The sequence below is a fragment of the Cedecea sp. VD22 genome (genome assembly GCF_037150195.1).
Lineage (GTDB): Bacteria > Pseudomonadota > Gammaproteobacteria > Enterobacterales > Enterobacteriaceae > Cedecea.
On the sequence record NZ_JBBCPX010000004.1, the window covers coordinates 222,272 to 245,703 of the forward strand.

At 54.6% G+C, this 23,432-nt stretch carries 21 protein-coding genes; 3 read left to right on the plus strand and 18 right to left on the minus strand.

The features are described 5' to 3' along the window. Positions 1-18 precede the first annotated feature (18 nt). The 8 genes from WFK85_RS11225 to WFK85_RS11260 form a co-directional block, all read right to left on the minus strand. Entirely contained in the window at positions 19-1,068 is a 1,050-nt protein-coding gene (locus WFK85_RS11225; RefSeq protein WP_039294605.1) for a protein-glutamate methylesterase/protein-glutamine glutaminase, read from the minus strand. Further along, positions 1,065-1,931: a protein-glutamate O-methyltransferase CheR gene (gene cheR, locus WFK85_RS11230; protein WP_008453898.1), complete on the minus strand. Its 867-nt coding sequence runs from the start codon at positions 1,929-1,931 to the stop codon at positions 1,065-1,067. Before cheR ends, WFK85_RS11225 begins: the two co-directional genes overlap by 4 nt. A 19-nt stretch (positions 1,932-1,950) precedes the next feature. Beyond that, a complete protein-coding gene (locus WFK85_RS11235) occupies positions 1,951-3,555 on the minus strand; it encodes a methyl-accepting chemotaxis protein (protein ID WP_336708233.1) in 1,605 nt (534 codons plus the stop codon). Between the two features lie 42 nt (positions 3,556-3,597). After that, complete coding sequence (tar, locus tag WFK85_RS11240; RefSeq protein ID WP_336708235.1) at positions 3,598-5,265, minus strand: methyl-accepting chemotaxis protein II; 1,668 nt, start codon at positions 5,263-5,265, stop codon at positions 3,598-3,600. A gap of 125 nt (positions 5,266-5,390) precedes the next feature. Beyond that, positions 5,391-6,347, minus strand: a complete 957-nt coding sequence (locus tag WFK85_RS11245; protein ID WP_166991581.1) for a spore coat protein U domain-containing protein — start codon at positions 6,345-6,347, stop codon at positions 5,391-5,393. A gap of 35 nt (positions 6,348-6,382) precedes the next feature. Next, positions 6,383-8,662 carry a fimbria/pilus outer membrane usher protein gene (locus tag WFK85_RS11250; protein ID WP_034807454.1) on the minus strand — a complete coding sequence of 760 codons (2,280 nt, stop codon included), beginning with the start codon at positions 8,660-8,662 and terminating at the stop codon, positions 6,383-6,385. A gap of 55 nt (positions 8,663-8,717) precedes the next feature. Continuing rightward, on the minus strand, positions 8,718-9,437 hold the full coding sequence (locus WFK85_RS11255) for a fimbrial biogenesis chaperone (protein WP_008453888.1): 720 nt from the start codon (positions 9,435-9,437) through the stop codon (positions 8,718-8,720). 14 nt (positions 9,438-9,451) lie between these two features. Beyond that, positions 9,452-9,982 (minus strand): spore coat protein U domain-containing protein, encoded by a 531-nt coding sequence (locus WFK85_RS11260; protein ID WP_166991575.1) that lies wholly within the window; start codon positions 9,980-9,982, stop codon positions 9,452-9,454. Between the two features lie 656 nt (positions 9,983-10,638). Between WFK85_RS11260 and WFK85_RS11265 the strand changes: the two genes are divergently transcribed. After that, positions 10,639-11,904, plus strand: a complete 1,266-nt coding sequence (locus WFK85_RS11265) for a dicarboxylate/amino acid:cation symporter (RefSeq protein ID WP_008453884.1) — start codon at positions 10,639-10,641, stop codon at positions 11,902-11,904. A gap of 210 nt (positions 11,905-12,114) precedes the next feature. Here WFK85_RS11265 and cheW read toward each other — a convergent pair whose 3' ends face one another. The 6 genes from cheW to flhD form a co-directional block, all read right to left on the minus strand. Then, entirely contained in the window at positions 12,115-12,609 is a 495-nt protein-coding gene (gene cheW / locus WFK85_RS11270; RefSeq protein WP_008453882.1) for a chemotaxis protein CheW, read from the minus strand. Positions 12,610-12,637: 28 nt separating this feature from the next. Next, entirely contained in the window at positions 12,638-14,656 is a 2,019-nt protein-coding gene (gene cheA, locus WFK85_RS11275) for a chemotaxis protein CheA (RefSeq protein ID WP_205246396.1), read from the minus strand. A 10-nt stretch (positions 14,657-14,666) separates the two neighbouring features. Next, entirely contained in the window at positions 14,667-15,596 is a 930-nt protein-coding gene (motB, locus tag WFK85_RS11280; RefSeq protein ID WP_008453876.1) for a flagellar motor protein MotB, read from the minus strand. Further along, entirely contained in the window at positions 15,593-16,483 is an 891-nt protein-coding gene (motA, locus tag WFK85_RS11285; protein WP_008453872.1) for a flagellar motor stator protein MotA, read from the minus strand. The genes motB and motA overlap by 4 nt, the downstream gene beginning before the upstream one ends. Positions 16,484-16,608: 125 nt before the next feature. Further along, positions 16,609-17,187, minus strand: coding sequence for a flagellar transcriptional regulator FlhC (gene flhC, locus WFK85_RS11290; protein ID WP_039294634.1), 579 nt, complete (start codon positions 17,185-17,187; stop codon positions 16,609-16,611). 3 nt (positions 17,188-17,190) lie between these two features. After that, positions 17,191-17,541 carry a flagellar transcriptional regulator FlhD gene (gene flhD / locus WFK85_RS11295; RefSeq protein WP_008453867.1) on the minus strand — a complete coding sequence of 117 codons (351 nt, stop codon included), beginning with the start codon at positions 17,539-17,541 and terminating at the stop codon, positions 17,191-17,193. A gap of 937 nt (positions 17,542-18,478) precedes the next feature. Between flhD and uspC the strand changes: the two genes are divergently transcribed. After that, entirely contained in the window at positions 18,479-18,898 is a 420-nt protein-coding gene (uspC, locus tag WFK85_RS11300; RefSeq protein WP_008453866.1) for a universal stress protein UspC, read from the plus strand. Between the two features lie 816 nt (positions 18,899-19,714). Then, positions 19,715-20,218, plus strand: a complete 504-nt coding sequence (locus tag WFK85_RS11305; RefSeq protein WP_008453865.1) for a non-heme ferritin-like protein — start codon at positions 19,715-19,717, stop codon at positions 20,216-20,218. Positions 20,219-20,288: 70 nt separating this feature from the next. Here WFK85_RS11305 and WFK85_RS11310 read toward each other — a convergent pair whose 3' ends face one another. The 4 genes from WFK85_RS11310 to WFK85_RS11325 form a co-directional block, all read right to left on the minus strand. Further along, a complete protein-coding gene (locus WFK85_RS11310; protein ID WP_008453864.1) occupies positions 20,289-20,540 on the minus strand; it encodes a DUF2766 family protein in 252 nt (83 codons plus the stop codon). Between the two features lie 109 nt (positions 20,541-20,649). Further along, entirely contained in the window at positions 20,650-21,624 is a 975-nt protein-coding gene (locus tag WFK85_RS11315; protein WP_336708240.1) for an ABC transporter ATP-binding protein, read from the minus strand. Beyond that, the gene (locus tag WFK85_RS11320; RefSeq protein ID WP_008453861.1) at positions 21,617-22,594 is read right to left on the minus strand and encodes an ABC transporter ATP-binding protein; all 978 of its coding nucleotides are present in this window, start codon (positions 22,592-22,594) and stop codon (positions 21,617-21,619) included. The genes WFK85_RS11315 and WFK85_RS11320 overlap by 8 nt, the downstream gene beginning before the upstream one ends. Next, positions 22,587-23,432: an ABC transporter permease subunit gene (locus tag WFK85_RS11325; RefSeq protein ID WP_166991567.1), complete on the minus strand. Its 846-nt coding sequence runs from the start codon at positions 23,430-23,432 to the stop codon at positions 22,587-22,589. The genes WFK85_RS11320 and WFK85_RS11325 overlap by 8 nt, the downstream gene beginning before the upstream one ends.

Genomic DNA, 23,432 nt, shown 5'->3' on the forward strand with positions numbered 1-23,432 from the left:
AAATCCGGGCTCCTTCAGTTAAATACGTATTGCCTGTCCGGCACTAATTTTCGCCAGCATCTGCTGGCTAACCTGGCTTAAATCGACCACTTCGCTGACGCCACCGGAATTGATGGCCTCACGCGGCATGCCGAACACCACACAACTTGCTTCGTTTTGGGCGATGGTCCACGCCCCTGCCTGGTGCATCGCCAGCATCCCGGCGGCACCGTCATTACCCATCCCGGTGAGGATCACGCCCACGGCGTTACGCCCCGCGTGTTTCGCCACCGAATGGAACAGCACATCCACGGCCGGGCGATGCCGGTTCACGGGTGGGCCGTCATGTAATTTGATTTGATAGTTTGCGCCGCTGCGCGCCAGCTCCATGTGCTTATCACCCGGGGCGATATAGGCATGGCCCGGCAGTACGCGCTCGCCGTCTTCGGCCTCTTTAACGCTGATCTGGCACAGCTTGTTCAGCCGCTCGGCGAATGAACGGGTGAAACCCGGCGGCATATGCTGGGTAATCAACAGCGCCGGGCTGGAAAGCGGCAGCGGCTGCAGCACATGGCGAATCGCTTCGGTGCCGCCGGTTGAAGCCCCAATGGCAATCAATTTTTCCGAGCTAAGCAGCGGCCCGGCCTTCAGCGTCGCAGGCACGGCGGCTGGCGCATGTGCGGCAATCTTAGCCCTGGCGGCGGTTCTCACCTTTTCAGCAATCATTTCGCTGTAGGCCAGCATCCCTTCGCGAATGCCCAACTGCGGCTTGGTCACGAAGTCGATAGCCCCCAGCTCCAGCGCGCGCAGCGTCACTTCCGACCCTTTGCCGGTCAGCGAAGACACCATCACCACCGGCATGGGCCGCAGGCGCATCAGCTTCTCCAGGAAGTCGAGGCCGTCCATTCGCGGCATTTCGACATCCAGCGTTAACACATCCGGATTAAACTTTTTAATCAGATCGCGCGCCACCAGCGGGTCCGGGGCGGTAGCAACCATTTCCATATCGCTATGACTGTTGATAATTTCCGTCATTATCTGCCGCATCAGCGCAGAGTCATCGACCGATAAGACACGTATTTTCGTCATGTTCTTTCCTTACTCAGGCCATAGACCGTCTGACCACGCAGCCAGAAGTCACGGCTGAGGTTACTGAAGTTCTCCGAATGCCCGGCAAACAGCAGCCCGCCGGGTTTCAGCAGCGGAACAAAGCGCTGCAAAATCGCCTGCTGTGTAGGTTTATCAAAATAAATCATCACATTGCGGCAAAAAATGGCGTCAAATGGCCCCGGTACCGGTGCCTGCTTGTCCAGCAGGTTGATCGGTGCAAAATCAATATGATTCGACAGTTCACTGCGCACCCGGACCAGCCCCTCATGCGGCCCCGTGCCGCGCATGAAATAGCGCTGCATCTGTACCGGCGAAAGCGTTTTCAGCTCTTCCTGGCGATAAACGCCGCTCTGGGCTTTCTCCAGCACCTGGGTGTCGATATCGCTGGCAAAAACCTTCCAGCGTCCCGCGCCGCCCCCCAGCACATCCGCCAGGGTAATGGCGATGGAATAGGGCTCTTCGCCGGTCGAAGCCGCCGCGCTCCAGACTTTATAGTCCCCGCTGCGTTTGCGGGCGTGCTCCGCAAGGATAGGGAAATGGTGTCCTTCGCGAAAAAAAGCGGTCAGGTTAGTGGTCAGCGAGTTGATAAACGCCTGCCATTCGGCGCTGCTGGAGTTGGCTTCCAGCATGCCTAAGTAGCGGCCAAAATCATCCAGACCCAGCAGACGCAGGCGGCGAACCAGACGGTTATAAACCATGTCCCGTTTATGGTCGGCCAGCACGATACCCGCGCGCTGATAGATCAACTGGCATATCCGACGAAAATGCGCGTCGGACAGCGGCAGACGCTGTGTCATCTGTAGCATTAATGACTGTTGCCCGGTGGGCGTCGATGATGTCATAGCGCCTTCTTTATTCCCTTCAAGATGTTACCCATTCTCCGGTCGCGGCGAATTCACTGGCTGCGGGCTCAGCGTCGGCACCGCTCAGATGAAATACCGCCACCACGCCGGAAAGATATTCAGCCTGCCCCGCCAGCGCATCGGTGGCGCTGGCGGCTTCTTCAACCAGCGCGGCGTTTTGCTGCGTGACCTGATCCATCTGGCTGACCGCCTGAGCGACTTGCTCAATCCCACGGCGCTGCTCATCTGACGCCGAGGCAATTTCGCCCATAATGTCGTTCACCTGGGTGACCGAACGGACAATTTCAGCCATCGTTGTCGCCGCCGTATCGACCAGCTTCGATCCCTGCTGCACGCGGTCAACGGACTCTTCAATTAATACTTTGATCTCTTTGGCCGCCTGCGCGCTGCGGCTGGCCAGGTTACGAACTTCCCCGGCAACCACCGCAAAACCACGCCCCTGCTCCCCGGCACGCGCCGCTTCTACCGCCGCGTTCAGCGCGAGGATATTGGTCTGGAACGCAATGCCGTCGATCACGCTGGTAATGTCACTAATTTTCTGCGAACTGCCCGCGATGTCGCGCATGGTGTTTGCCACGTTTGCTGCCTGCTGCCCGCCCTGCTTCGCGGTATCAGCCGCGCTGCGGGAAAGCTGTGCCGCCTGGCGAGCGTTATCGGCGTTCTGCCCGACTGTAGCCGTGAGCTGCTCCATGCTGGCCGCCGTTTCTGCCAGGGAAGCCGCCTGCTGCTCGGTTCGAGCCGACAGGTCGCTGTTGCCTGCGGCAATCTCACCGATACCGGCGTGCATGGAGCGGGTGCCGCTGCGCACCTGGCTGACCGTCTCTTTTAACGCCGTCTGCATATTTTTCAGGCTGGCGAATATCTCCGAGATCTCATTGCGCCCGAAGACCGAAATTGGCTTCGCCAGGTCCCCGGCGGCAATGCTGTCAAAGTGGCTACGGACAATCGCCAGCGGCTGCACAATCATCTTGCGCGACCAGGCCAGGGAGCCGAGCAACAGCACCACGGCGATGATCGTCACCACGGTGAAAATCACCGCGGAGATATGGTAGTTTTTCTGGCTGTCGCCGCTCGCGGTTTGCACAATCTGATTAATGCTCTGCTGCCAGGCATTGAAGTTCGCATCAAAAACGCCCTGCGACTTCTGTACCGGCGCGGTCATAAAGTCGGAAAGCTGGTTGTTCTCAAGCCACGTTGCCTGATGCTGGAGATCGTCTCTGAACGCCGTATAGCTCTCTTTCGTCGAGGCCAGCATTGTCTCAGCCTCGCCCTCTTTCGGCGGGATCTCGAGGAACTGGTTAAACAGTATATCCGCCTGCTTCAGGCTGCTGCGGGCATCCGCCATCAGGCGTTTGATATCGTCCGGTGGATAGCTGAGTGCGGTCAGCGTACCCGCCCGGTTTAAGGCATTGCTGGCCTGCAGTAACGCGGCCCGGCTTTGGGTTAACGCATCGCGTTGCTGATTGCTAACCTCGACCCTTTTCAGGTTCTGGAAATCGTCACGAAAAGCCCAAAAAGACAAGCCATTACTGCCAATCTGCAAAACGCCGCAGACAATCAAAATCAGGAAAAGCGTGGTCGAGATCCGGATACGGTTTAACATCAAAGCTTCCCTCTGCCGGCCAGCAGGCCGGTATTCATCTGATCAGAAAGTTTCCCAGTTATCGTCATCCCCGGCCCGGGCCGGAGTACGCGGGGCATGAACCACAGGGCTTTGCGCTACCGGCGCAGCCGCTGCAGGTTTTTTACTACCCGCATTCCCTTGCAAACGGAACGTCGCGACAGACTGAGTCAGGCGGCTGGCCTGCTCCTCCAGCGCGGCGGCCGCGGCAGCAGACTCTTCCACCAGCGAGGCGTTCTGCTGTGTCACTCTGTCCATCTCAGACACGGCCAGGGCGACCTGGTCAATACCCCGGCTTTGCTCGTCAGAGGCGGAGGCGATTTCCCCCATGATGTCCGTGACCCGCGTCACCGCGTTCACGATGTCGCTCATGGTTTCCCCTGCGCTTTCCACCAGCACGGATCCCGTGTCCACGCGCGAAACGGAATCTTCAATCAGCAATTTAATTTCTTTTGCCGCCTGGGCGCTGCGGCTGGCTAAGTTACGTACTTCCCCGGCGACAACCGCGAAGCCGCGTCCTTGTTCACCCGCACGCGCGGCTTCTACCGCGGCATTCAGCGCCAGGATGTTGGTCTGGAAGGCAATCCCGTCAATCACGCTAATGATGTCGGCAATTTTTTTGGAGGAACCCGCGATGTCATGCATGGTTTTCACCACGCCATCGACAACCTTGCCGCCGCGCTGCGCGGTTTCGGACGCATTCAGCGCCAGCTGAGAGGCCTGACGTGCGTTTTCGGCGTTCTGCTTCACGGTGGCGGTGAGCTGCTCCATGCTGGCGGCGGTTTCTTCCAGGGACGCCGCCTGTTGCTCGGTGCGGGATGAAAGATCGTTATTGCCTGCGGCAATTTCGGTGGTGCCGCTGTAAATGGCATCCGACCCTTCGCGCACGCTGCTGACGGTGGTAATCAGTTCCTGCTGCATGTGCTGCACGCTGGAGGCTAGCTGGGTCAGCTCGTTTTTCCCTTCAACGTTAATTTTTTCCGTCAGGTTACCGGCCGCAATCTCGCGGATATGCCCGATCACCACGTTCAGCGGCTTAAGCAGTATCTGACGCATCCCGACCCAGACCAGCAGAATGACTGCGGCCAGCGCCAGGGCTAAAATGCCAAGCTGCCAGATGGCGAAGGTGTAGCCGTCGCGGCTGTCGACGTACGAGGCTTCGTACATGCGATCGTTCAGCGCCAGGTAGCCGTCGTAGGCTTTTTCCAGCGCATTCTGCATACCCTGGGTCGACTGACCGAAATAGGCATCCATGTTGCCGCTTTCCAGGTAGCCAATCAGCTCCGCCAGCGCCTGATGGTAGGTCTGGTAATCACCGTCGATATCTTTCACCACGGTGTTCATTTCGGCTGAAATGGGCGCAACCTGTTTAAAGTTGTTGTAGTGCTGCTCGGCGCTGGCGAGGGATTTCTTCGCATTGTTCAGCAGATCGGTTTTGGCTGAGCTCTGGCTATTGGCCGGATCCATCATCATGCGCGCGGCAGAGCGGCTAAGGTTAATGCGCGTGTGCAACATCAGGATCCATGCCTGATTTAATTCGGCCTGCTGCACCCGCAGTTCGCGGGAGACTTTGAAGTTATCATTGTTGTTTTTTAACGAATTAAAGAACATTCCACCGGAAATGATTTGCAGCAGCGCGAACACCACCAGCACCATCATCAGCATGGTGACAACGCGAATACGCTTTAACATAGGACGCCCTTTTAACGACTTGTTCCCGAGGTTATCGGCACCGTCAGCGGGAACTTTACGTTAAGTCACAGGGAAATTAACCGGTTGCGCCATGGCAACCGGCTATCTGTCAGCAAGAGGAACGATCAATAGGTTACGGTAATGGTCACCGTGTCGGCATAGTTGTCTGGCGTGTAATTGGTGCTCGGAATAGTGACATAGACCTGGTATTGCTGCGCTCCCCCGTTACCGGTGCTGGACGGCATGTTCAGCGACGTGTTGCCCCACACCGCCCCGGATGTTCCGGTGGCTTGTCTTAGTTGATAAGGCACCTGATCGGTATTACTTCCCGTGCCTGACAGCACCCCGGTGCCGCCCGTGTTGCCGTTCGATGGCGTCAGGCCCACGGTGTAAACCGTGCCGGTGGTGCAGGCAATGCCGATGGTGTTATTCGACGCTACATTGCTTTGCATAGCCGCCACCGGCCCGAAGCTAACGTTATTGGCGTAGCTGACGTTGCACTGCTTGCCGACGGTCGCCACCACATTGAAGGGAAAGTTTGCGACCACGCTGGTGCCACAGCTGGAGGGGGGGGCCAGCAGGCCGGTATTCATTGTGACGGTAGTCATGCCGCTGGTGTAAGTATCCTGATACCCGCCTTGCGCGGCGGATATTTGCGGCAGCGTCATTTGGGCGTAGACCGTCAGGCTGCCGGTGACGGGCGTCAGGTTAAGTAAATTGAGCGGCACCATCGGGTAGGTCGTTCCCGACTGAAACTGGCTCCCCCACGCCCCCCCGCTTAACGTTCCCTGATAAAGCTCATAGGACAGCGTACTGGCAGGCGGACCGGCAAAAGACATTTTGTGATTCCCAACGCCGGCCCCGTCAATATTAAAGCAGAGCGTCACCCCGGCCAGCAGATCGCCCAGTTGTTTGGAACAGCTGTAATCGAAGGTCATTGAAGTGTTGGGCGTGCCTGTCGCCAGCGGGTTGATGGTGCCAAAGTTAACGGTTTGCACGTTGCTCACCGAGCATACAACCGCATGGCTAATCCCGGGGGACAGCAAGAGCACCGCCAGCAGCAGTAATTGTTTTAATCTCATGCGGGTCACTCCTGTCTCAAAAGTCCACGCGTACGCTATCGGCACACAACCGGGCCAATAGTCGGCACGCTTTTCTGATTCTCTGGATAGTCGAACGCAGCCACACAAATACCGTTCTCTGTTGTCACCCGGAGCTGATTGTGCAGCTCAAGCGCATCGAAATAGGTCATGCCATCAAACCCGACAATCGAGTCCTGTCCGGTGCCTGACATTAATCTGACCGGGCTGCCTTCGGCGATGGCTTTGCCTTTAGCGTCAACCAGGCTTATCTGGGCGGCGCGAACCGGCTTGATATCAAAATGCACCAGCGTCCCGGAGCGGTCGGCTGGGGTAGCGTTCAGGCTGACGCTGCGGATCCGCATGTTGGCCGGCAGGTTCATTGGATCGATACTGATCAGGTTGTTCTGGTAGCTGTTGAGCGGCGTCACCAGTAGCCGTCCGCTGCTGTCGCTGTTACCCACCAGGTTATGCTGCAGCTTGACCGGTACATCGGGAATACCGTCCGTAGAAACCACGGCAAACCCGTTGTTGATCTCCCGGGCGGCAAACACGCCGCCGCCCATCATCACCAGCGACCCCGTCGCCCCCGCATAGCCGTAATTATTGTCTGGAATGCTGCGGAAGCCGGTATATACGCGGCCATAGCGCCCCAGGTAACCCACTTCACCCTGCCCGGTTTGCTGTGAACTTTGCTGGCTGGCGGCCACGTTCCAGCCGACCCCGCCCTCGGACGGTGGATTCTGGCTGGCATTGAGCTGGTAACCCATCTTGTCCCCGGTGCGCTGCACCGTCGCTCCGGCCGTCAGGCTATTGCTGGTACTGACGGTCAGCATCAGGTACACGCTGCGGTCGCGGGTATCATCAATATTCTGGTTAAAGCTGGCGCTTAAGGAGATGTTTTCCGTGATGGGTTTAAACCAGCTGGCGTTGGCGTAGCGAATAGCGCTTTGGTCAGGGTAGCGAAACTGCAGGTAACTCAGACTGAGATTCCCCCCCACGCCAAAGTTATACCCCACCACCGCGCTGCCGCTGAAGGCTGGCGGCGGGGCACCATAGCGTGTGGCAACATCGTGATAGTCGCCGGAGGTGGCCGTGGCGCTGGAGCTAAAGCTGAATCGCCCGCCGGACCAGCGATAGCCGAGTCCATACAAATAGCCATTCTCCCCGGCATCCGAGCTTGCCGCCAGCGCGGTTGAGATAGTCCCGGACTGGCTCCAGGGGATCCAGTCGCTGCTGACGCCCCCGTTGACCAGGCTGTCGCTGGCCTCCATATGGCCCCCTGCGGTCAGGCTGTTGCTGAAGCCCCGCCGCCAGGTGCCGCTGAGCGCGGGTTCGCTGGCGTAGTCGAAGGAGGAATAGCCGTAGTTTTTTCTGACCACGCCCAGCTCAAGGGACCAGTCCGTGAGCCCTTCCCTCAGCAGGAGCTGATCGTTATAAAAAGAGAAGTTCTGCACGCTGGTTCTGCCCAGGGCATCGGTCATCATCACCTGAGCATTCCCTGCGCCGGTGATGTTTGGCAGCGTATTCAACTGGAAACTGCCCGCCGGAACCTCGCCGTTATAGTATTTAACCCCGTTGACATACAGCTCAACGCTGGAGGGCAGCGTGGCCGACCCCAGAAACGCCGGCAGCGGGGTCGTGGGCATATAAGGGTTGAGGCCAAAATCCGTCCCGATTTTCACCCCGGCAATGCGGGTCTGGCGGGACCATGAAAGCGAACTGGTGAGCGTGTCACCGAGTGTAACCGCCAGCATTTTATCGGGAAAAGAGGAGCGCCAGCTGGTGTCCAGGCGGCTAAAAGACTGATTGCTATTCTGTTCCGTGCTGTAGCGGGTAAGCTGGGTCGAGCTCAGGACGCCTGCCGAATTAAACGCCCGGAACTCACTGAATGTGTTGAAATTGCTGTTCTTGCCGCTGTCGCCGTAGAGGTCGTAATTCAGCAACGCCCCAAGGGCATTGTCGGCCTTCGGCGAGGACATATCGGACTGATTGAGCTGGGTGGTTTTCAGATCTAACAGGCTCAGCGGCGCGGTCAACGCCAGGGTTTGTTGCTGCACGTTATAGTCAACTTTGACCTGGGCAATGTCATTCAGGTAATACGGCGGCTGTGCTTTTTCCGGCAGGTGAAATCCCAACTGACGCAGGGCCATCGCGTCGCCGTAGAGTTTTCCCTGCGCGTAGCCAAGATGAACCAGACCCACGGCATTCCCGTTCACCGTCGTGTCCAGATATAAATCCACGCCTACAGGCTGAGCTGTATCATTGCTGGCCGCATTCTGAGGTAAGTCATTATTAGTATTTTGTGCTGCTGTCATGCCTGAGAAAAATAAACCATTAAGCAATACAATATTTACCAAAGAATATGGCCAGTCATAGATTTTGTTCTGTTTTTTGACCATTGATAGTGACTTCAACCTTTCCACTGTGATAAGCATCACTGGCAGACGAAGATATTATCCACCGCATAGTTGAACCGGGAAGAACATAACCTAACAGACCTGGCGTAATCGTTTTTCGCGCGCCATTAGCCTGAATAAATGTCATGGCAGAAAGCTGGGCGTGGCTGTTTCCCTGATTACTCACGTCGACAAAGGTTTTGCCATCGGTTTGCACCAATGCCCATTTCAGTTTTGCGGTGTTTTCAGCCTGCCCCACAGGCTGCAAAAACACCGGGACGGAATAGCGCATAACATACTGAATAGTATTTTTCTGCACTTTGGCAGGCGGCAACTCATCAATAAACAAGCGATAGGCCTGTTCCACCTGATTGGTGGCAGGCGTGGTGCGGATCACGCGGACAAGCTGGCGCTCCCCCGCGGGCAGCGTCACGATGGGAGGGCTAATAACCAGCCCCTGAGAGGTTGACAGCCTGTCGGCATTGCCGCTTTGCTGCCAGTTGAAAACCCGTACCTGCGCGTTGAGCGGCGCAGTCCCTTCATTACTTAACCAGATACCGTCCGCATTTTGTGCGGCGCTCAACGTCAGGTTAACCGGCGATATCTGCAGGCCACCGGCTAGCGCATTTTGTCCCACGGCCAGCGCCAGCAACAGGCATGCGCAGGCCGGGCGTCCGCCTAATTTCATTTTCATCCGTTGCCCTGAAATCAGTAGTTAACGTTGACGGTCACAGTATCCGCATAGCTGTCTGGCGTGTAGTTGGCGCTCGCCGCAGTGGCATAAACCGTATACGAGATAGCCAGCCCGGTGCCCAGGCCCGCCACGCCGTTACCCACCGTCGTTGTGGTGGCGGTGTTACCCCAAACTGGCCCGGTGGCCGAGGTTTGGTTCAGCTGATAAGGGACTTTGTCGGTGTTGGTGGCGAAGTTAAGCACGGACGACATGGCTCCCGAACCGGTGGTGGTGCCACCGTTGGCTGCAGAAGGCGCAAGCCCGATAAAATAGGGCGTTGCCTTGGAGCAGTTCACGGTGAATGTATTACTTTGCGAGGTGTTTACTGCGCTGGCGGCAACCGACCCGAGGTTAATATTCGAGGCTGCCCCCGCCGTTACTGTACAGGACTTTGTAATCGTAATGAGGACCTGAAATGTACCGTTTGCCACCGCCGCATTAGCCGATGGAATAATCGCAAACGCAGTACAAGAGAGAATTAAGCGTGCTGCAGTGGCTGAATTCATATCCTTACCCTCATTCAAATGACTCAATCATACTTCGTGAATACACAACGAAGCGGCACGGGATGATTTAACGCTAGTCTATATTCCGCTTTAATAAAGAAGGCGGACGCCATAACTTGTCTTTTATATAATTCGTCATGAAGCCAAATGGCTGCCCATCAGATATTGTGCATGCTGCATAAAAAATCATTTTGCCCACAAATAACCCCAATCGTTCATTTATCAAGCAAGCAAAACGGTTTCTGGCCGCAACCTTTATGGGCCTGTCGGTAAGAAAAAAATCAGTACGTTACGCCATCACTTAGTTGAAATTTAGTTTAGAGAATGGGAAATAACCAGACCACGTCAAAAAATTCATTCAGAAGGACAATTGACACATTATTATCAATAAAAACAATGCGTTAAATGCAAAACACCTTACATCACTGCAAAGCGAAAAGAATATATCCGTCATTTTGTGACAGTTATCACAAATAATGATTAAGTGCTGCTTAATTAACAATTAACAGAATTTATAAAAAAGAGTTGTATATCGGCGCAGTTTGATTCAATTTATGCTCCGCGCATTTACGGCCCGGAAACAATAATTATATAAGGGTCAGTAAGTTACAAAAAAACACACATTAACTACAGTCAACTACGGGGTTACTAAGTCAGTGGCAAGTTCAAACAAACTCACGCTATTCATCATTTTGTTCATGATAGCGGGGATCTTCACCGGTGCGGCCATCCACGAATACGCCGCCGCCGACGTCATCAAAGGCTACGCCGATAACATCACGCTGTTTACCGATATCTTCCTGCGCCTGATCAAGATGGTGATTGCGCCGTTGGTCTTCAGCACCCTGACGGTCGGTATCATGAAGCTCGGCGAAACCTCCACCATTGGCCGCGTAGGCGGTAAGGCAATGGTCTGGTTTGTCTCTTCTTCCGTGCTGTCTATTCTGGTCGGCCTGTTTATTGTCACCCTGGAGCATCCGGGTGCGGGCATGAACCTGGAAGTGCCAGCCGAAGCCGTGCAGACCGGCCTGGCCGTCAGCGGAATGACGCTGAAAGCCTTTATTTCCCATACCATCCCAACCAGCATTGCCGGGGCGATGTCGGACAACGAGATCCTGCAGATTGTGGTGTTCTCGATGTTCTTTGGTATTGCCGGCGCGTCTTTGGGCGAGAAATTTAACGCCCCGTTGGTGAGCGCGCTGGACGTTGTCTCCCACATCATGCTGAAAGTGACCGGCTACGTGATGTATGTCGCGCCGCTGGCTATCTTCGCCGCCATCTCTTCGGTGATTGCCACCCAGGGTCTGGGCATTCTGCTCAACTACGCTTCGTTTATCGGCGGCTACTATGTGGCTATCGTGCTCACCTGCATCGTGCTGATTAGCGTGGGTTACATGGTGCTGAAGCGCGATGTGTTCCGCCTGCTGGCGATGCTGAAAGATCCCGTTCTGGTGGCCTTTACCACCAGCAGCTCTGAAGCGGCCTATCCGAAAACGCTGGACCAACTGACCCGCTTTGGCTGTTCCCGCAACATCGCTTCGTTTGTGCTGCCGATCGGTTACTCCTTTAACCTGGTAGGGTCGATGGTCTACTGCTCCTTTGCGTCCATGTTTATTGCCCAGGCTTATAACGTGCATCTCTCCTTCTCTGAGATTGCCGTGCTGATGCTGACGCTGATGCTGGCGTCCAAAGGGATTGCCGGCGTGCCGCGCTCCGCGCTGGTTGTGCTGGCGGCAACAATTCCAAGCTTCAATATTCCGGTAGCGGGCATCCTGCTGTTGATGGGGATTGACCACTTCCTGGATATGGGCCGCTCGGCGATCAACGTGCTGGGCAACGGCGTGGCAACCGCGATGCTGTCCAAGAACGAAGGCATGCTGGAAGAAACCGGCACCGTGCCGGTGGAAGAAGTTAAGGCATAAAAAAAGGGCTACCCTCGGGTAGCCCTTATCGCAAGCCGGCGATGTCTGGCAAACGAAGCAATACCAGATTCCACCAATAAATATGCTGGAAAATCACTGTGTGATTTTCGGCTGATAACCACGCAGAGGGAAAAACCACGCTTTTTCCCTCTGTGTAAAACAATAAAAGGGCTACCCTAGGGTAGCCCTTCTTATTTTTAGCAAACCGGATTAAGCGACCGCAGAATCCAGCAGCTCCATCTCTTCGCTGTTCAGCAGCTTCTCAATGTTCACCAGAATCAGCATACGTTCACCCAGCGCGCCCAGGCCCGTCAGGTATTCAGTTGACAGAGTGACAGCGAACTCTGGCGCAGGACGAATCTGATCCGCCGTCAGCGACAGCACGTCGGACACACCGTCAACCACAATCCCGACCACGCGTTTTTCCAGGTTCAGCACGATAACCACGGTATTGTCGTTATATTCCACGCCATCCTGTTCGAACTTCAGGCGCAGGTCGATAATCGGCACGATCACGCCGCGCAGGTTGGTGACGCCTTTAATAAAAGCAGGCGTGTTCGCGATGCGCGTCACCTGATCGTAACCGCGGATCTCCTGCACCTTCAGGATATCAATGCCGTACTCTTCAGCGCCGAGGGTGAACACCAGAAACTCCTGGCCTACGTTTTCCCCGGTCAGTTTTGTCACATTCGTTAGTGCAGTCATTTGCGTACCTATTCTTTTAAGCGGTTAATCAGGCGACGGTTAGCGCCAGACGTTGTTCACGGTTTAGCCCCTGCAGCGCAGAAACATCGACGATCAGCGCCACGCTGCCGTCACCCAAAATGGTGGCTGCAGAAATACCCGGCACCTTGCGGTAGTTGCTTTCCAGGTTTTTCACCACCACCTGATGCTGGCCAATCAGCTGGTCGACCAGCAGTGCATAGCGGCGTCCGGCACTTTGCAGGATCACAACGATGCCCTGCGTGGCTTCGGTTTTTGCGCCCTGAACGTCAAAGACTTTCCACAGCTCAACCAGCGGCAGATATTCCCCACGCACTTCCAGCACGCGTTCGCCGCCCGCCAGCGGGTGAAGATCTTCTTCCTGCGGCTGCAGGGATTCCATCACCGCGTTAAGCGGCAGGATAAAGACTTCGTCGCTCACTTTAACCGACATGCCATCGAGGATAGCGAGCGTCAGCGGCAGCAGAATGCGAATGGTCGTCCCTGCTCCGGCTTTCGACTGGATTTCGACGTGGCCGCCCATCTCCTGGATGTTACGTTTCACCACGTCCATGCCCACGCCACGGCCAGACACGTCGGTGACTTGCTCGGCGGTGGAGAAGCCCGGCGCGAAGATCAGCATCCCGACTTCGTCGTCGGTCATGCTTTCACTGACCGGCATCCCCTGGGAAATCGCCTTCGCCAGAATACGCTCGCGGTTGAGCCCTGCCCCGTCGTCGGTCACTTCGATACAGATATTGCCGCCCTGATGTTCCGCAGACAGAATCAGGTTCCCGACTTCGGACTTCCCTGCCGCCCGGCGTTTTTCCGGCGACTCGATACCGTGATCAAGGCTGTTGCGTACCAGGTGCGTTAGCGGGTCGATAATGCGTTCAATGAGGCTCTTATCCAGCTCGGTGGAGCTGCCCATCAGCGTCAGTTCCACCTGCTTGTTAAGCTTCCCGGCCAGATCGCGGACCAGACGCGGGAAGCGGCTGAAGACGTATTCCATCGGCATCATGCGGATAGACATCACCGATTCCTGGAGGTCGCGCGCGTTACGCTGCAGCTGCCCCATGCTGGTGATCAAATCCCCGTGGTTGACCGGGTCGAGCTCGTTGGAACGCTGGGCCAGCATGGACTGGGTGATCACCAGTTCGCCAACCAGGTTAATCAGTTGGTCAACTTTCTCTACCGCCACGCGGATACTGGTCGATTCAGATGCGCGAGCGGCAGGTTTATCGCGCTCAACGCGCCCTGTCGCAGGGGTCAGCGGCTCAGGCAGGCCCGCTTTTTGCACGGCGACAGCCGTTTGAGCAGGTGCCTCAGGCACCGCCACCGAAGTGGTTTCTGCCACCGCTGGCGCGCTGGCTGCGGTAACCGGCACAAAGCTGATTTGCTCAGGCTCAATCACGAAGCAAAGTACGGCCGTAATATCGTCTTCACTGACGCTGGTTTCCAGCGTGGCCGTTACGGAAGCGGCGTCTTTGACCACCTCGCTCAGTGTGCCCAGGTTCCCCAGCTCTTCGAGCATCAGGTCACGTTCAGCTTCTTTCAGGCCGTCAATCACCACGCGCAGCCTGCCGCCGTTGTCGGCAGGCGCGGACTCAGGCTGTTCGGTTTCTACCACGGAGAGTTTGGCCGGCGCCGATGGTGCCTCGCCTTTGGCTTCCAGGGCCAGCTGACGCAGCGCTTTGCAGATATAGTCGAAGCTTGCGGCATCCGGCTCTTCAGAATTTTTATAGGCGTCCAGCTGTTCCTGCATAATATCCTTGGTTTCCAAAAACAGGTTGATGATATCGGTGTTGAGCTGCATCTCACCGCGCCGCGCTTCGTCGAGCAGGTTCTCCATCAGGTGGGTCGTTTCCTGCAGGATGGAGAAGCCAAACGTACCGGCCCCGCCCTTAATGGAGTGGGCCGCACGGAAAATAGCGTTCAACTGTTCAGAATCCGGCGCCTCAGGCACCAAATCCAGGAGATGCTGCTCCATATCGGCCAACAGCTCGTCGGCTTCGTCAAAAAATGTCTGGTAAAAATCGCTAATATCCATGCTCACGCTATCACCTCGTGCCTGGTTGTGGCGCAACTGTGTTATTCGCCGGAGCCGCCGTAGGATCCTGCTGCAGAACGCTGAGAGGCTGGTTCTCGCTCTCGGAGTTCTCATGCATGATGGCGTCTTCGGTCTGTTTATTAAGCACCAGCAAACTGATGCGACGGTTAATGGCGTCCCCGCCTCCACGTTTGGAGAGGCTCATCTGCGAGGACATCCCGATGACGCGCAGCACTTTGCCGTCGTCGAGGCCACCGGCGACCAGCTCACGGCGGGAAGCATTCGCGCGGTCGGCGGAAAGCTCCCAGTTGCTGTAGCCGCGCTCGCCGTTGGCATAAGGCAGGTCATCGGTATGGCCGGACAGACTGATCTTGTTAGGAATACCGTTCAGCACCGGGGCGATTTTGCGCAGGATGTCGCGCATGTAAGGCTCCACTTCCGCACTGCCGTTTTTAAACATCGGGCGGTTCTGGCTGTCGATAATCTGAATACGCAACCCTTCCTGAACCAGGTCGATTTGCAGGTGCGGGCGTAGCGCACGCAGCTTCGGGTCAGACTCAATAAGCTGGTCCAGATCCCCTTTGATGCGCTTCAGGCGGTTGGCTTCCATGCGCTTGCGCAGCTCTTCAATGTTGGGCTGTTTTTTCACTTCGCCCTGCTGCTGGGTGACGTCATCGCCCCCGCCCGGAATAGGACTTTCGCTGTCGGCGATACGCTGGCCCCCGGTAATGGCCTGCGCCAGCGGGGTGCGGAAGTAGTCAGCAATTTGCGCCAGCTCTTTCGGGCTGGAGATGGAAATCAGCCACATGACCAGGAAGAAAGCCATCATCGCGGTCATGAAGTCCGCGTAGGCAATTTTCCAGGAGCCGTGGGCCGCCCCGCCGTGTCCCTTGTGCTTGCGGCGCTTTACGACAACGATGGGATGGGCCTGATTCTTCATACTTCTTCTTCCGTCGCGCGCTGCGCGTTCGGGGAACGTACCGCTCTGACGTGCTCTTCCAGTTCAATGAACGATGGGCGCTCGCTGGAGTAAAGCGTTTTACGGCCAAATTCCACCGCGATTGGCGGGGCATAACCGTTGAGGCTGGAGAGTAAAGTGACCTTCACGCACTGCATCATTTTGGTGGTTTCAGCACTTTTTTGGCGCAGCACGCTCGCTAATGGGGAAATAAAACCATAGGCCAGTAAAATACCGAGGAAAGTACCCACCATAGCGTGCGCAATTAATGCGCCTAATTCCGCAGCGGGACGGTCGGCGGATGCCAAAGCGTGCACAACCCCCATTACCGCAGCAACGATACCGAAGGCTGGTAATGAATCCCCCATTAACGCAAGGCTGTTGGCCGGTATTTCCGCTTCGCTTTCATGGGTCTCGATTTCTTCATCCATCAGCGCTTCAATTTCGAATGTATTCATATTTCCGCTGATGATTAAACGCAAATAATCGACAATAAAATCAAGCATCATGGTGTCCGCTAAAATACGCGGATAGCTGGCAAAGATTTCGCTTTCTTTAGGGTTTTCGATGTCTCTTTCGAGTGAAAACATACCCTGCTGACGCGACTTAGCCATCAGACGATAAAGCAATGCCATCAAATCCATATACATGCTTTTGGTATATTTTGAGCGTCGGAAGAGCAGCGGCAGCGCTTTTAAGGTGCCCTTAATCGCCTTGCCGTTATTCCCTACAATGAACGCCCCAATACCCGCCCCACCAATGATCACAAATTCAGCAGGTTGATAAAGTGCGCCAAGGTGGCCGCCGGTCAACATGTAACCGCCGAACACTGTCCCTAAAACAACCAGGTAACCTATTAAAATCAGCACGAGATCATCCTTACGCCGTTGAGTGTAGCGAGGATGCCCAGGAGGCAGGTGCAGCGTCGTGTTTGGGCATAAAAAAAGCAGCGGTAATCACTCACCGCTGCTGGAATACGCAAACACAGAATCTGTTACACAGCCTGTTCCACCTGGTCATCCAGCAGTTGTGGAATAATATCGGCAGCATTCTGGGAAAGTTTACGTCTTTTTACCGCCCTCGATGGCGGCTGGCACAGACTGCAGGCAAAGCTGCCGACCGGCTGATGTGCGTGGGTAATAAAATTGCCCCCACAGCAGTTGCACTGGCTCAGCTGGAGCATGCCGCTCTCAACAAAACGCACCAGCGTCCAGGCGCGAGTCAGCGCCAATAGCGGGCCGTCTGACTGGGAAGGACATTGTTCAAGGTAGAGCCGATAGGCCTTAATCACCGCATCAACGCCGGTGCAGAGCCCACTACGAAGTAAAAACTGCCAGGCATTACAGAACATGGAAGCATGAATATTTTGCTCCCAGGTCATAAACCAATCAGTAGAGAAAGGCAGCATCCCTTTTGGAGGAGGACTTCCACGGAGTTCTTTGTAGAGTTTGATCAGGCGACCACGGCTCAACTGCGTTTCGCTTTCCAGCATTTGCAATCGGGCACCCAGTGTTATCAGCTCCATAGCGAGCTGAATGTCGCGAGCTTCCTGGACAATACTTTTCTCGCTCATTTGTTATGCCCTTTTTTTCTTAGGTGCCTCGGCAGGCGACGACACCTCACTCAATAAACGGGTCGATAACAAAATACCGGTATGAATTTGCTGTAAATCATCCACACGGGAGTCTTGTGTTAAGCGCGTAATTGCCTGACTTTCGCTAAAACGGAACTGACAAACTAATTGGTTAGTTTCTGCCAATTTCACCATCTGGGGCAACGTGAGTTCCCCTAACGTATTTGCCATATCTTCAGCGATACCTAAGCGAAACATAGCCGAAGCTTTGTCCTGACTAATAAGACGCTGTGCAAGCAATAAGTACGACAAATTGATGTCGTAAATATGTTTTAGCAACTCGGAAGTATGCATTTTTTCCATCCCGAATAACCAACTATTATTGTATGCGGCCCAGCCTAAATATGTCGGATGACAGTAACGTGTCAGCGCGAGTAAATTCTCCAGAAACTTACGGTTGTAAGAAGCCGAAGCGCATCTGTCGCGCCATTACTGTTTTCTGAACTATTAGGGGGTTGTTACCGCACCCCGCGATGTCGCCGGGTTGCCCCGGTTAAATTAAAACAATCGTTACGGCCAAAATGCACGGATAAATCTTCAGCCCTGACTCAGCCCCTCCGCATCCCACGTAGAAGCCATTTCCCTGACAGAGCCCGAACGCCTGTTGTCGTTCATCATTTTATTACAAAAAACTAAGATTTTTCCTAATTCGGGCAAACTCTACTCGCAGCCCCTGGCACATACAATGCGGCCACCTGCGATTTTGGAATTTATGTGACGCAGATCACATAAATACATCATCCTTCGGAGTGAAAAGCATCAGAATCGCTTTTCATTTGCTTACTTTTTCATCTGATTAAGAATTTTACCGAAGCCGGCAGACGAATAGTGACACTGAAAGATCACAACTCCATGAGTTGTCATTGCTTTTTATCTGATACTGGCGGCCAGGAATGCCTGAGCGATCACACTTTATGAAAGCCGTTAAGAGTAATCTGCTGTTATTCATAGACTTAAGTGAAATTATAGCGGCATTTTAACCGAGCGTTATGATTTCAAAAGCGTCAGCTACCGAAAGTTATCACTCGATCCAGGTTCTCAAATTAATCCGTTCGTCTGATGGAAAATTTTCACATTTCGTCTACGAAACAATGTTGCAAATTCGTTTCATAAGAATAACTAAACAATTTCTATGAGTGGCTTCACATTTCGTACCGCTGTACGCGTTGCGCCTGAGTCACAAGTGGTGTAAGAAAATGTTAACAATTCACACTAAATGTGGAGGGGTTATATGAGCTATCGTCATGTGCTGGTTGCCGTTGCTATCACGCCTGAAAGCCATCGTCTGGTGCAAAAGGCCGTCTCCATCGTCAAACCCGTCAACGGCAAAATTACGCTGGTCACGCTCGCGTCCGATCCCGAACTGTATAACCAGCTTGCCGCCCCAATGCTGGAAAACCTCCGCGATCTGATGCTGGAAGAAACCCATCTTTTTCTCGCTGAGCTGAAAGAGAAAGCGCAATATCCTGTTGAAAAGGTAATTATTTCCACAGGGGAACTAAGCGAGCACATTCTGGATATCTGTGAAAAACAGGACGTTGATTTGGTGCTTTGCGGTAATCACAATCAGAGTTTCTTTGGCAAGGTTATGTGCTCAGCCAAGGCCGTGGTGGCGTCAAGCCAGGTTGATGTACTGCTGGTCCCGCTTTAATCGCCTCCTCCGACAGAAAGCGGAGCCAGCTCCGCTTTTTCGGCCTCAACTCAACCACCGTTTTGATTATTCCATAGCGACTAATCACGCTTTTTTCTGAAAAATTAACTTTTTATCCTGCATTTTAGCGACTGCCTTCATTAACAAGGAAGACGCTCATGCGCGCGGCAGGATTTTTGGATTGCGCCGGATCTGCGGCTGCGTGGTTTCTGGCTGGAGATGCCTCAACGGAAGGATGCAGACGGCTGTTAACCGTACATTATTGCCAACAGCGCCATCTTTGGCTGCGTCAGGTAAAAAAATCAATTCATTAGCCGTATCAGCGGATCCTGCTGCATTTCCCCTCCTGGATTTGATTATTTTTTATACCGAAGTGTTTTTCTTGCACAACAGCGGCCTGGCTCACAGAACGCCTCTCGAACTCTGCGAGCGCAAATTTTGTTTTAAACCCAGATGACAACATTCCCACCCAGGGGACAGAAACCGCAAACATGACCTCAACACATACAAACAGACAACATTAAAACCACCCCAAAAATCAAAAATGATACACATTAAAAACAATTCACGGACTGAACAAACCTCATTTCTGATATAAAGCAAAACAGGGATAAAAAGAAAAAACCGATAAATATATTTTATATGAAATACAGTATGTTACGAAAAATAAAAAGATGGATAACTTCATGATCTTTTTATCTTAAAGAAAATCAAAAAAAATAAAAATAGCCTGAATTAGGACTTTTCTCATCCGTGATAGCGGCGTATGTTTATTTCACCTCTTCATAAAAGTGCTCATGAAATAAGGATATTTATATGCCCACTGCCAGCATGATCCAGAAACTTAATGCGCAAATTAATCGTGAATTCTATGCCTCCCATCTGTGTCTGCACCTGAGCGCCTGGTGCGCCAAACACAGCCTGACGGGAAGTGCGAATTTTTTACGTAGCCAGGCACAAAACAATGTGACCCACATGATGCGGGTCTTCAATTTTATGAAGCAGTCCGGCGGTATGCCCAGCGTCGGCACAATGTCCCCGCCTGACTGCCACTGCCTGACGCTGGAAGAGCTTTTTCAACAAACGCTGGATGATTACCATCTCCGGCATGAAACGCTGACCGCGCTTAAGGAAGAAGCTAAAGCCGTCAATGCCGGTAGAGTCGTCAGTTTTTTAATGGCGCTAGGCTTAGAACAGGATCGGGAGGGAGAGCGGCTGAAAACGATTCTCGAAGAGGTCCGGGATGCCAACAAGGCAGGCCTGTGCATGAGCCAGACCGACAGGCGCGTACTCAGTTTTGTCGAACGAGACTATCACTGATCGGCCCCGACTCAGATAAAAAGCACCGCAGCTGGGCGGTGCTTTTGCTTTCTGGCAGCGGATAAAAACTTCAGTGCGCTTCTTTTTGCTGCGTAAATTTCAGCTCAATCAGTGCGATGGCTTTTTGAATCGCCCGGCGCGTGACCGGATCAACGGCCGCAGGATGGGTAGTAAAATCGATGGTTTTCAGCTGTTCCGCCATCTTGTCGCGGACTTCAACGGGCGCAATCACATCAATCACGTCGAGAATTTGTTTAATCACTAACTGGCACGCCACGACGTCGGAAACCAGTTCCTGATCGGCAGAGAGTTGTTCGGCCATTTTAATCTCCTGTTTTATTTGCGCGACAGTCTACCTGCGCGCCTCTGCACGAGGCAACAGCCCATTCGCTGGAAGAGCGGTGAAGCGGGAGCAAAATGCCCCCGCTGACTCATTTTTCGAACTGCCAGCAGGCCACGCGGTGACCCGGCGAGATCTCCTGCATTCGGGGAGGTTGCTGGTGACATTGGCCCATTGCTCGCGAGCAGCGGGTGGCAAACTTGCAGCCAACGCTTTCCCCCGTATCACCGCCGATTTCGCCTTTTAGTCCACCCTGTTCCAGCATCTGAACATGCGGGTCTGCAATGGGAATAGACGCGAGCAGCGCGCGAGTGTAGGGATGAGCAGGCTGGCTATACAGCGTTTCCGCAGGCGCCTCCTCCACCAGAGAACCAAGATACATTACCCCGATGCGGTCAGAAATGTGGCGAACCATAGACAAATCGTGGGCGATAAACAAATACGTCAGCCCAAATGTCTGCTGCAGATCCTGCAAAATATTCACCACCTGTGCCTGCACAGAGACATCGAGGGCCGACAGCGGCTCATCGCAAAGAATAAATTCGGGATTCACCGCCAGCGCCCGGGCAATGCTGATTCGCTGCCGCTGGCCGCCGCTGAACTCATGGGGAAAGCGGTCCAGGTGCTCCTGATTTAATCCCACCTGCCCGAGCAGCTCCAGAGTGCGGGCTTTCCGCCGTGCCGCATCATAACCGTGAATACGCATTGGCTCAGCGATCAGCTGCGCCACCGTCATGCCGGGGTTTAGCGACGAATAGGGATCCTGGAAAACGGCCTGTATCCGGCGGCGGATAGGCTTTAGCTGACGTTCGTTAAGCGCCGCAATATTTTGCCCGTCGAACTCAATTTCGCCGTCGGTCACCTCGAACAGCCGCAATAAGCTTCGCCCTAGCGTCGACTTCCCACAGCCGGACTCCCCCACCAGGCCATAAGTTTCCCCCGGAAAAACCTCGAAGCTCACGCCATCCACGGCTTTTACCGTGGTCCCCGGCCCGAACCAGCCCCGATTAGCGGTAAAATGTTTGTGCAGATTACGCACGCGAATCAAAGGAGTGATGTCAGGCATGAGCGGCCTCTTTTTTCCACAGCCAGCAGTTGACTTCATGGCCGTCGGCGAGCGTGTGTTTGGGTGCTGCCGTGTCGCAAATGGCCATGCGCTGCGGGCAACGAGCGGCGAAAGGACAGCCGGGCGGCGGATTGAGCAGACCCGGCGGGCTACCCTCAATCGGGGACAAGCGCGCTTCGCTGCCGTCAGGGCGAGGCAACGAAGCCAGCAAACCACGCGTGTAGGGATGGGCGGGCCGATAAAAAATCGCCTCAACGCTGCCCTGCTCCATCACCAGCCCGCCGTACATCACCACCACCCGGGAACAGACTTGCGCCACCACGCCCAGGTCGTGAGTGATCAGTAAGATAGCGGTGTCCGTCTGCTGCTGAAGGTGTTTCAGCAGGCGCAGAATTTGCGCCTGAATGGTCACGTCCAGCGCGGTCGTCGGCTCGTCGGCAATCAGCAATGACGGATGGCACGACAGCGCGATCGCGATCATCACCCGCTGGCGCATTCCGCCGCTAAACTCGTGTGGATACTGGTCATAGCGTTTTTCCGGCTGGCTGATGCCCACCTGCCCTAGCATCGCTATGGCCTTCTCTTTCGCCGCCTTCTTACTCAAACTCTGGTGGCGAATAAGGATCTCGCTCATTTGTCGCCCGATGGTCAGCACCGGATTTAACGCCGTCATCGGATCCTGGAAAATCATCGCGATTTCGCTGCCGCGCAGGTGGCGCATTTGCTCCGCCGTTTTACGCGCCAGGTCTTCTCCCTGAAAACGGATATGGCCTCCCACCACTTTGCCATGGCTGCCCAGCAAATTGATCACCGATTTACAGGTAACGCTTTTGCCGCAGCCGGACTCGCCCACAATACCCACCACTTCCCCCCGCTGCACGCTGAAGGTGACGCCGCGTACCGCCTGTACTTCACCCTCGCGGGTAAAGAAAGAGGTTTTCAGGTTTTCAATTTCCAGCAAATTACGCATCGCGATTTGCCCCCGGCTCAAAAGCGGTACGGAACACATCGCCGAGCACGTTAAAACTCAGCACCGTCAGCAGGATCAGCGCCCCCGGGAACATGGCAAGCCAGGAGGCTTCGCCGATGTAGGACTGAGCGTTATTCAGCATGCTGCCCCAGGAGGCATCCGGCTGCTGCACGCCGAGACCAAGAAAACTCAATGTTGACTCCATTAAAATCGCCGAAGCGATATTCAAAGTGGCCGCCACAATAATCGTCGGCAAAATATTCGGAATAATGTGCCGGGCGATAATCCTCAGCGGATGCTCCCCGGAGGCCCGGGCATAAATCACGTATTCCCGCTCTTTCAGCGTCAACGTTTCTGCCCGCACCAGTCGCGACATATTCATCCAGGTCAGCGCGCTGATAATCAGAATGATGTTAGCGATGCCGGGCTTCAGGTAAGCATTGAGCACCAGCAGCAGGAAAAAAGCCGGGATCGCCATTAAAATGTCCACCAGTCTCATCAGCAGGTTATCAACTTTGCCGCCAAAGTAGCCGCTGACGGTGCCCACCAGCGTGCCAATCAGCGTGGAAAACAGCATGGCTAAAAACCCGACCATCAGGGAGATTTGCCCGCCATAAAGTGCGCGGGTGAAGTAGTCCCGGCCATATTCATCCGTGCCAAACCAGTGGCTGACATCCGGCGGCAGCATCCTTCCCTGAAGCGACATTTGATTAGGGTCCCACGGACTTAAAAAAGCCGATAATGAAGCCAGCGCAAAAATCACCAGTACCGCCAGAGAAAGCTGCGCGGGGCGGCTGCGTTTCAGGCCCTGTTTAACCTGATTCCATCTTCTGCTCAT

Coding starts and splice junctions, on each gene's coding strand:
- WFK85_RS11315 (WP_336708240.1), bottom strand. CDS start 21,624: ATGCCTGACATCACTCCTTTGATTCGCGTGCGTAATCTGCACAAACAT.
- WFK85_RS11245 (WP_166991581.1), bottom strand. CDS start 6,347: ATGAGATTAAAACAATTACTGCTGCTGGCGGTGCTCTTGCTGTCCCCC.
- WFK85_RS11310 (WP_008453864.1), bottom strand. CDS start 20,540: ATGGCCGAACAACTCTCTGCCGATCAGGAACTGGTTTCCGACGTCGTG.
- cheA (WP_205246396.1), bottom strand. CDS start 14,656: ATGGATATTAGCGATTTTTACCAGACATTTTTTGACGAAGCCGACGAG.
- WFK85_RS11225 (WP_039294605.1), bottom strand. CDS start 1,068: ATGACGAAAATACGTGTCTTATCGGTCGATGACTCTGCGCTGATGCGG.
- cheR (WP_008453898.1), bottom strand. CDS start 1,931: ATGACATCATCGACGCCCACCGGGCAACAGTCATTAATGCTACAGATG.
- flhD (WP_008453867.1), bottom strand. CDS start 17,541: ATGCATACTTCCGAGTTGCTAAAACATATTTACGACATCAATTTGTCG.
- WFK85_RS11260 (WP_166991575.1), bottom strand. CDS start 9,982: ATGAATTCAGCCACTGCAGCACGCTTAATTCTCTCTTGTACTGCGTTT.
- tar (WP_336708235.1), bottom strand. CDS start 5,265: ATGTTAAAGCGTATTCGCGTTGTCACCATGCTGATGATGGTGCTGGTG.
- WFK85_RS11250 (WP_034807454.1), bottom strand. CDS start 8,662: ATGACAGCAGCACAAAATACTAATAATGACTTACCTCAGAATGCGGCC.
- flhC (WP_039294634.1), bottom strand. CDS start 17,187: ATGAGCGAGAAAAGTATTGTCCAGGAAGCTCGCGACATTCAGCTCGCT.
- WFK85_RS11325 (WP_166991567.1), bottom strand. CDS start 23,432: ATGAGCAGAAGATGGAATCAGGTTAAACAGGGCCTGAAACGCAGCCGC.
- cheW (WP_008453882.1), bottom strand. CDS start 12,609: ATGACTGCACTAACGAATGTGACAAAACTGACCGGGGAAAACGTAGGC.
- WFK85_RS11320 (WP_008453861.1), bottom strand. CDS start 22,594: ATGCGTAATTTGCTGGAAATTGAAAACCTGAAAACCTCTTTCTTTACC.
- WFK85_RS11235 (WP_336708233.1), bottom strand. CDS start 3,555: ATGTTAAACCGTATCCGGATCTCGACCACGCTTTTCCTGATTTTGATT.
- uspC (WP_008453866.1), top strand. CDS start 18,479: ATGAGCTATCGTCATGTGCTGGTTGCCGTTGCTATCACGCCTGAAAGC.
- motB (WP_008453876.1), bottom strand. CDS start 15,596: ATGAAGAATCAGGCCCATCCCATCGTTGTCGTAAAGCGCCGCAAGCAC.
- WFK85_RS11305 (WP_008453865.1), top strand. CDS start 19,715: ATGCCCACTGCCAGCATGATCCAGAAACTTAATGCGCAAATTAATCGT.
- WFK85_RS11255 (WP_008453888.1), bottom strand. CDS start 9,437: ATGAAAATGAAATTAGGCGGACGCCCGGCCTGCGCATGCCTGTTGCTG.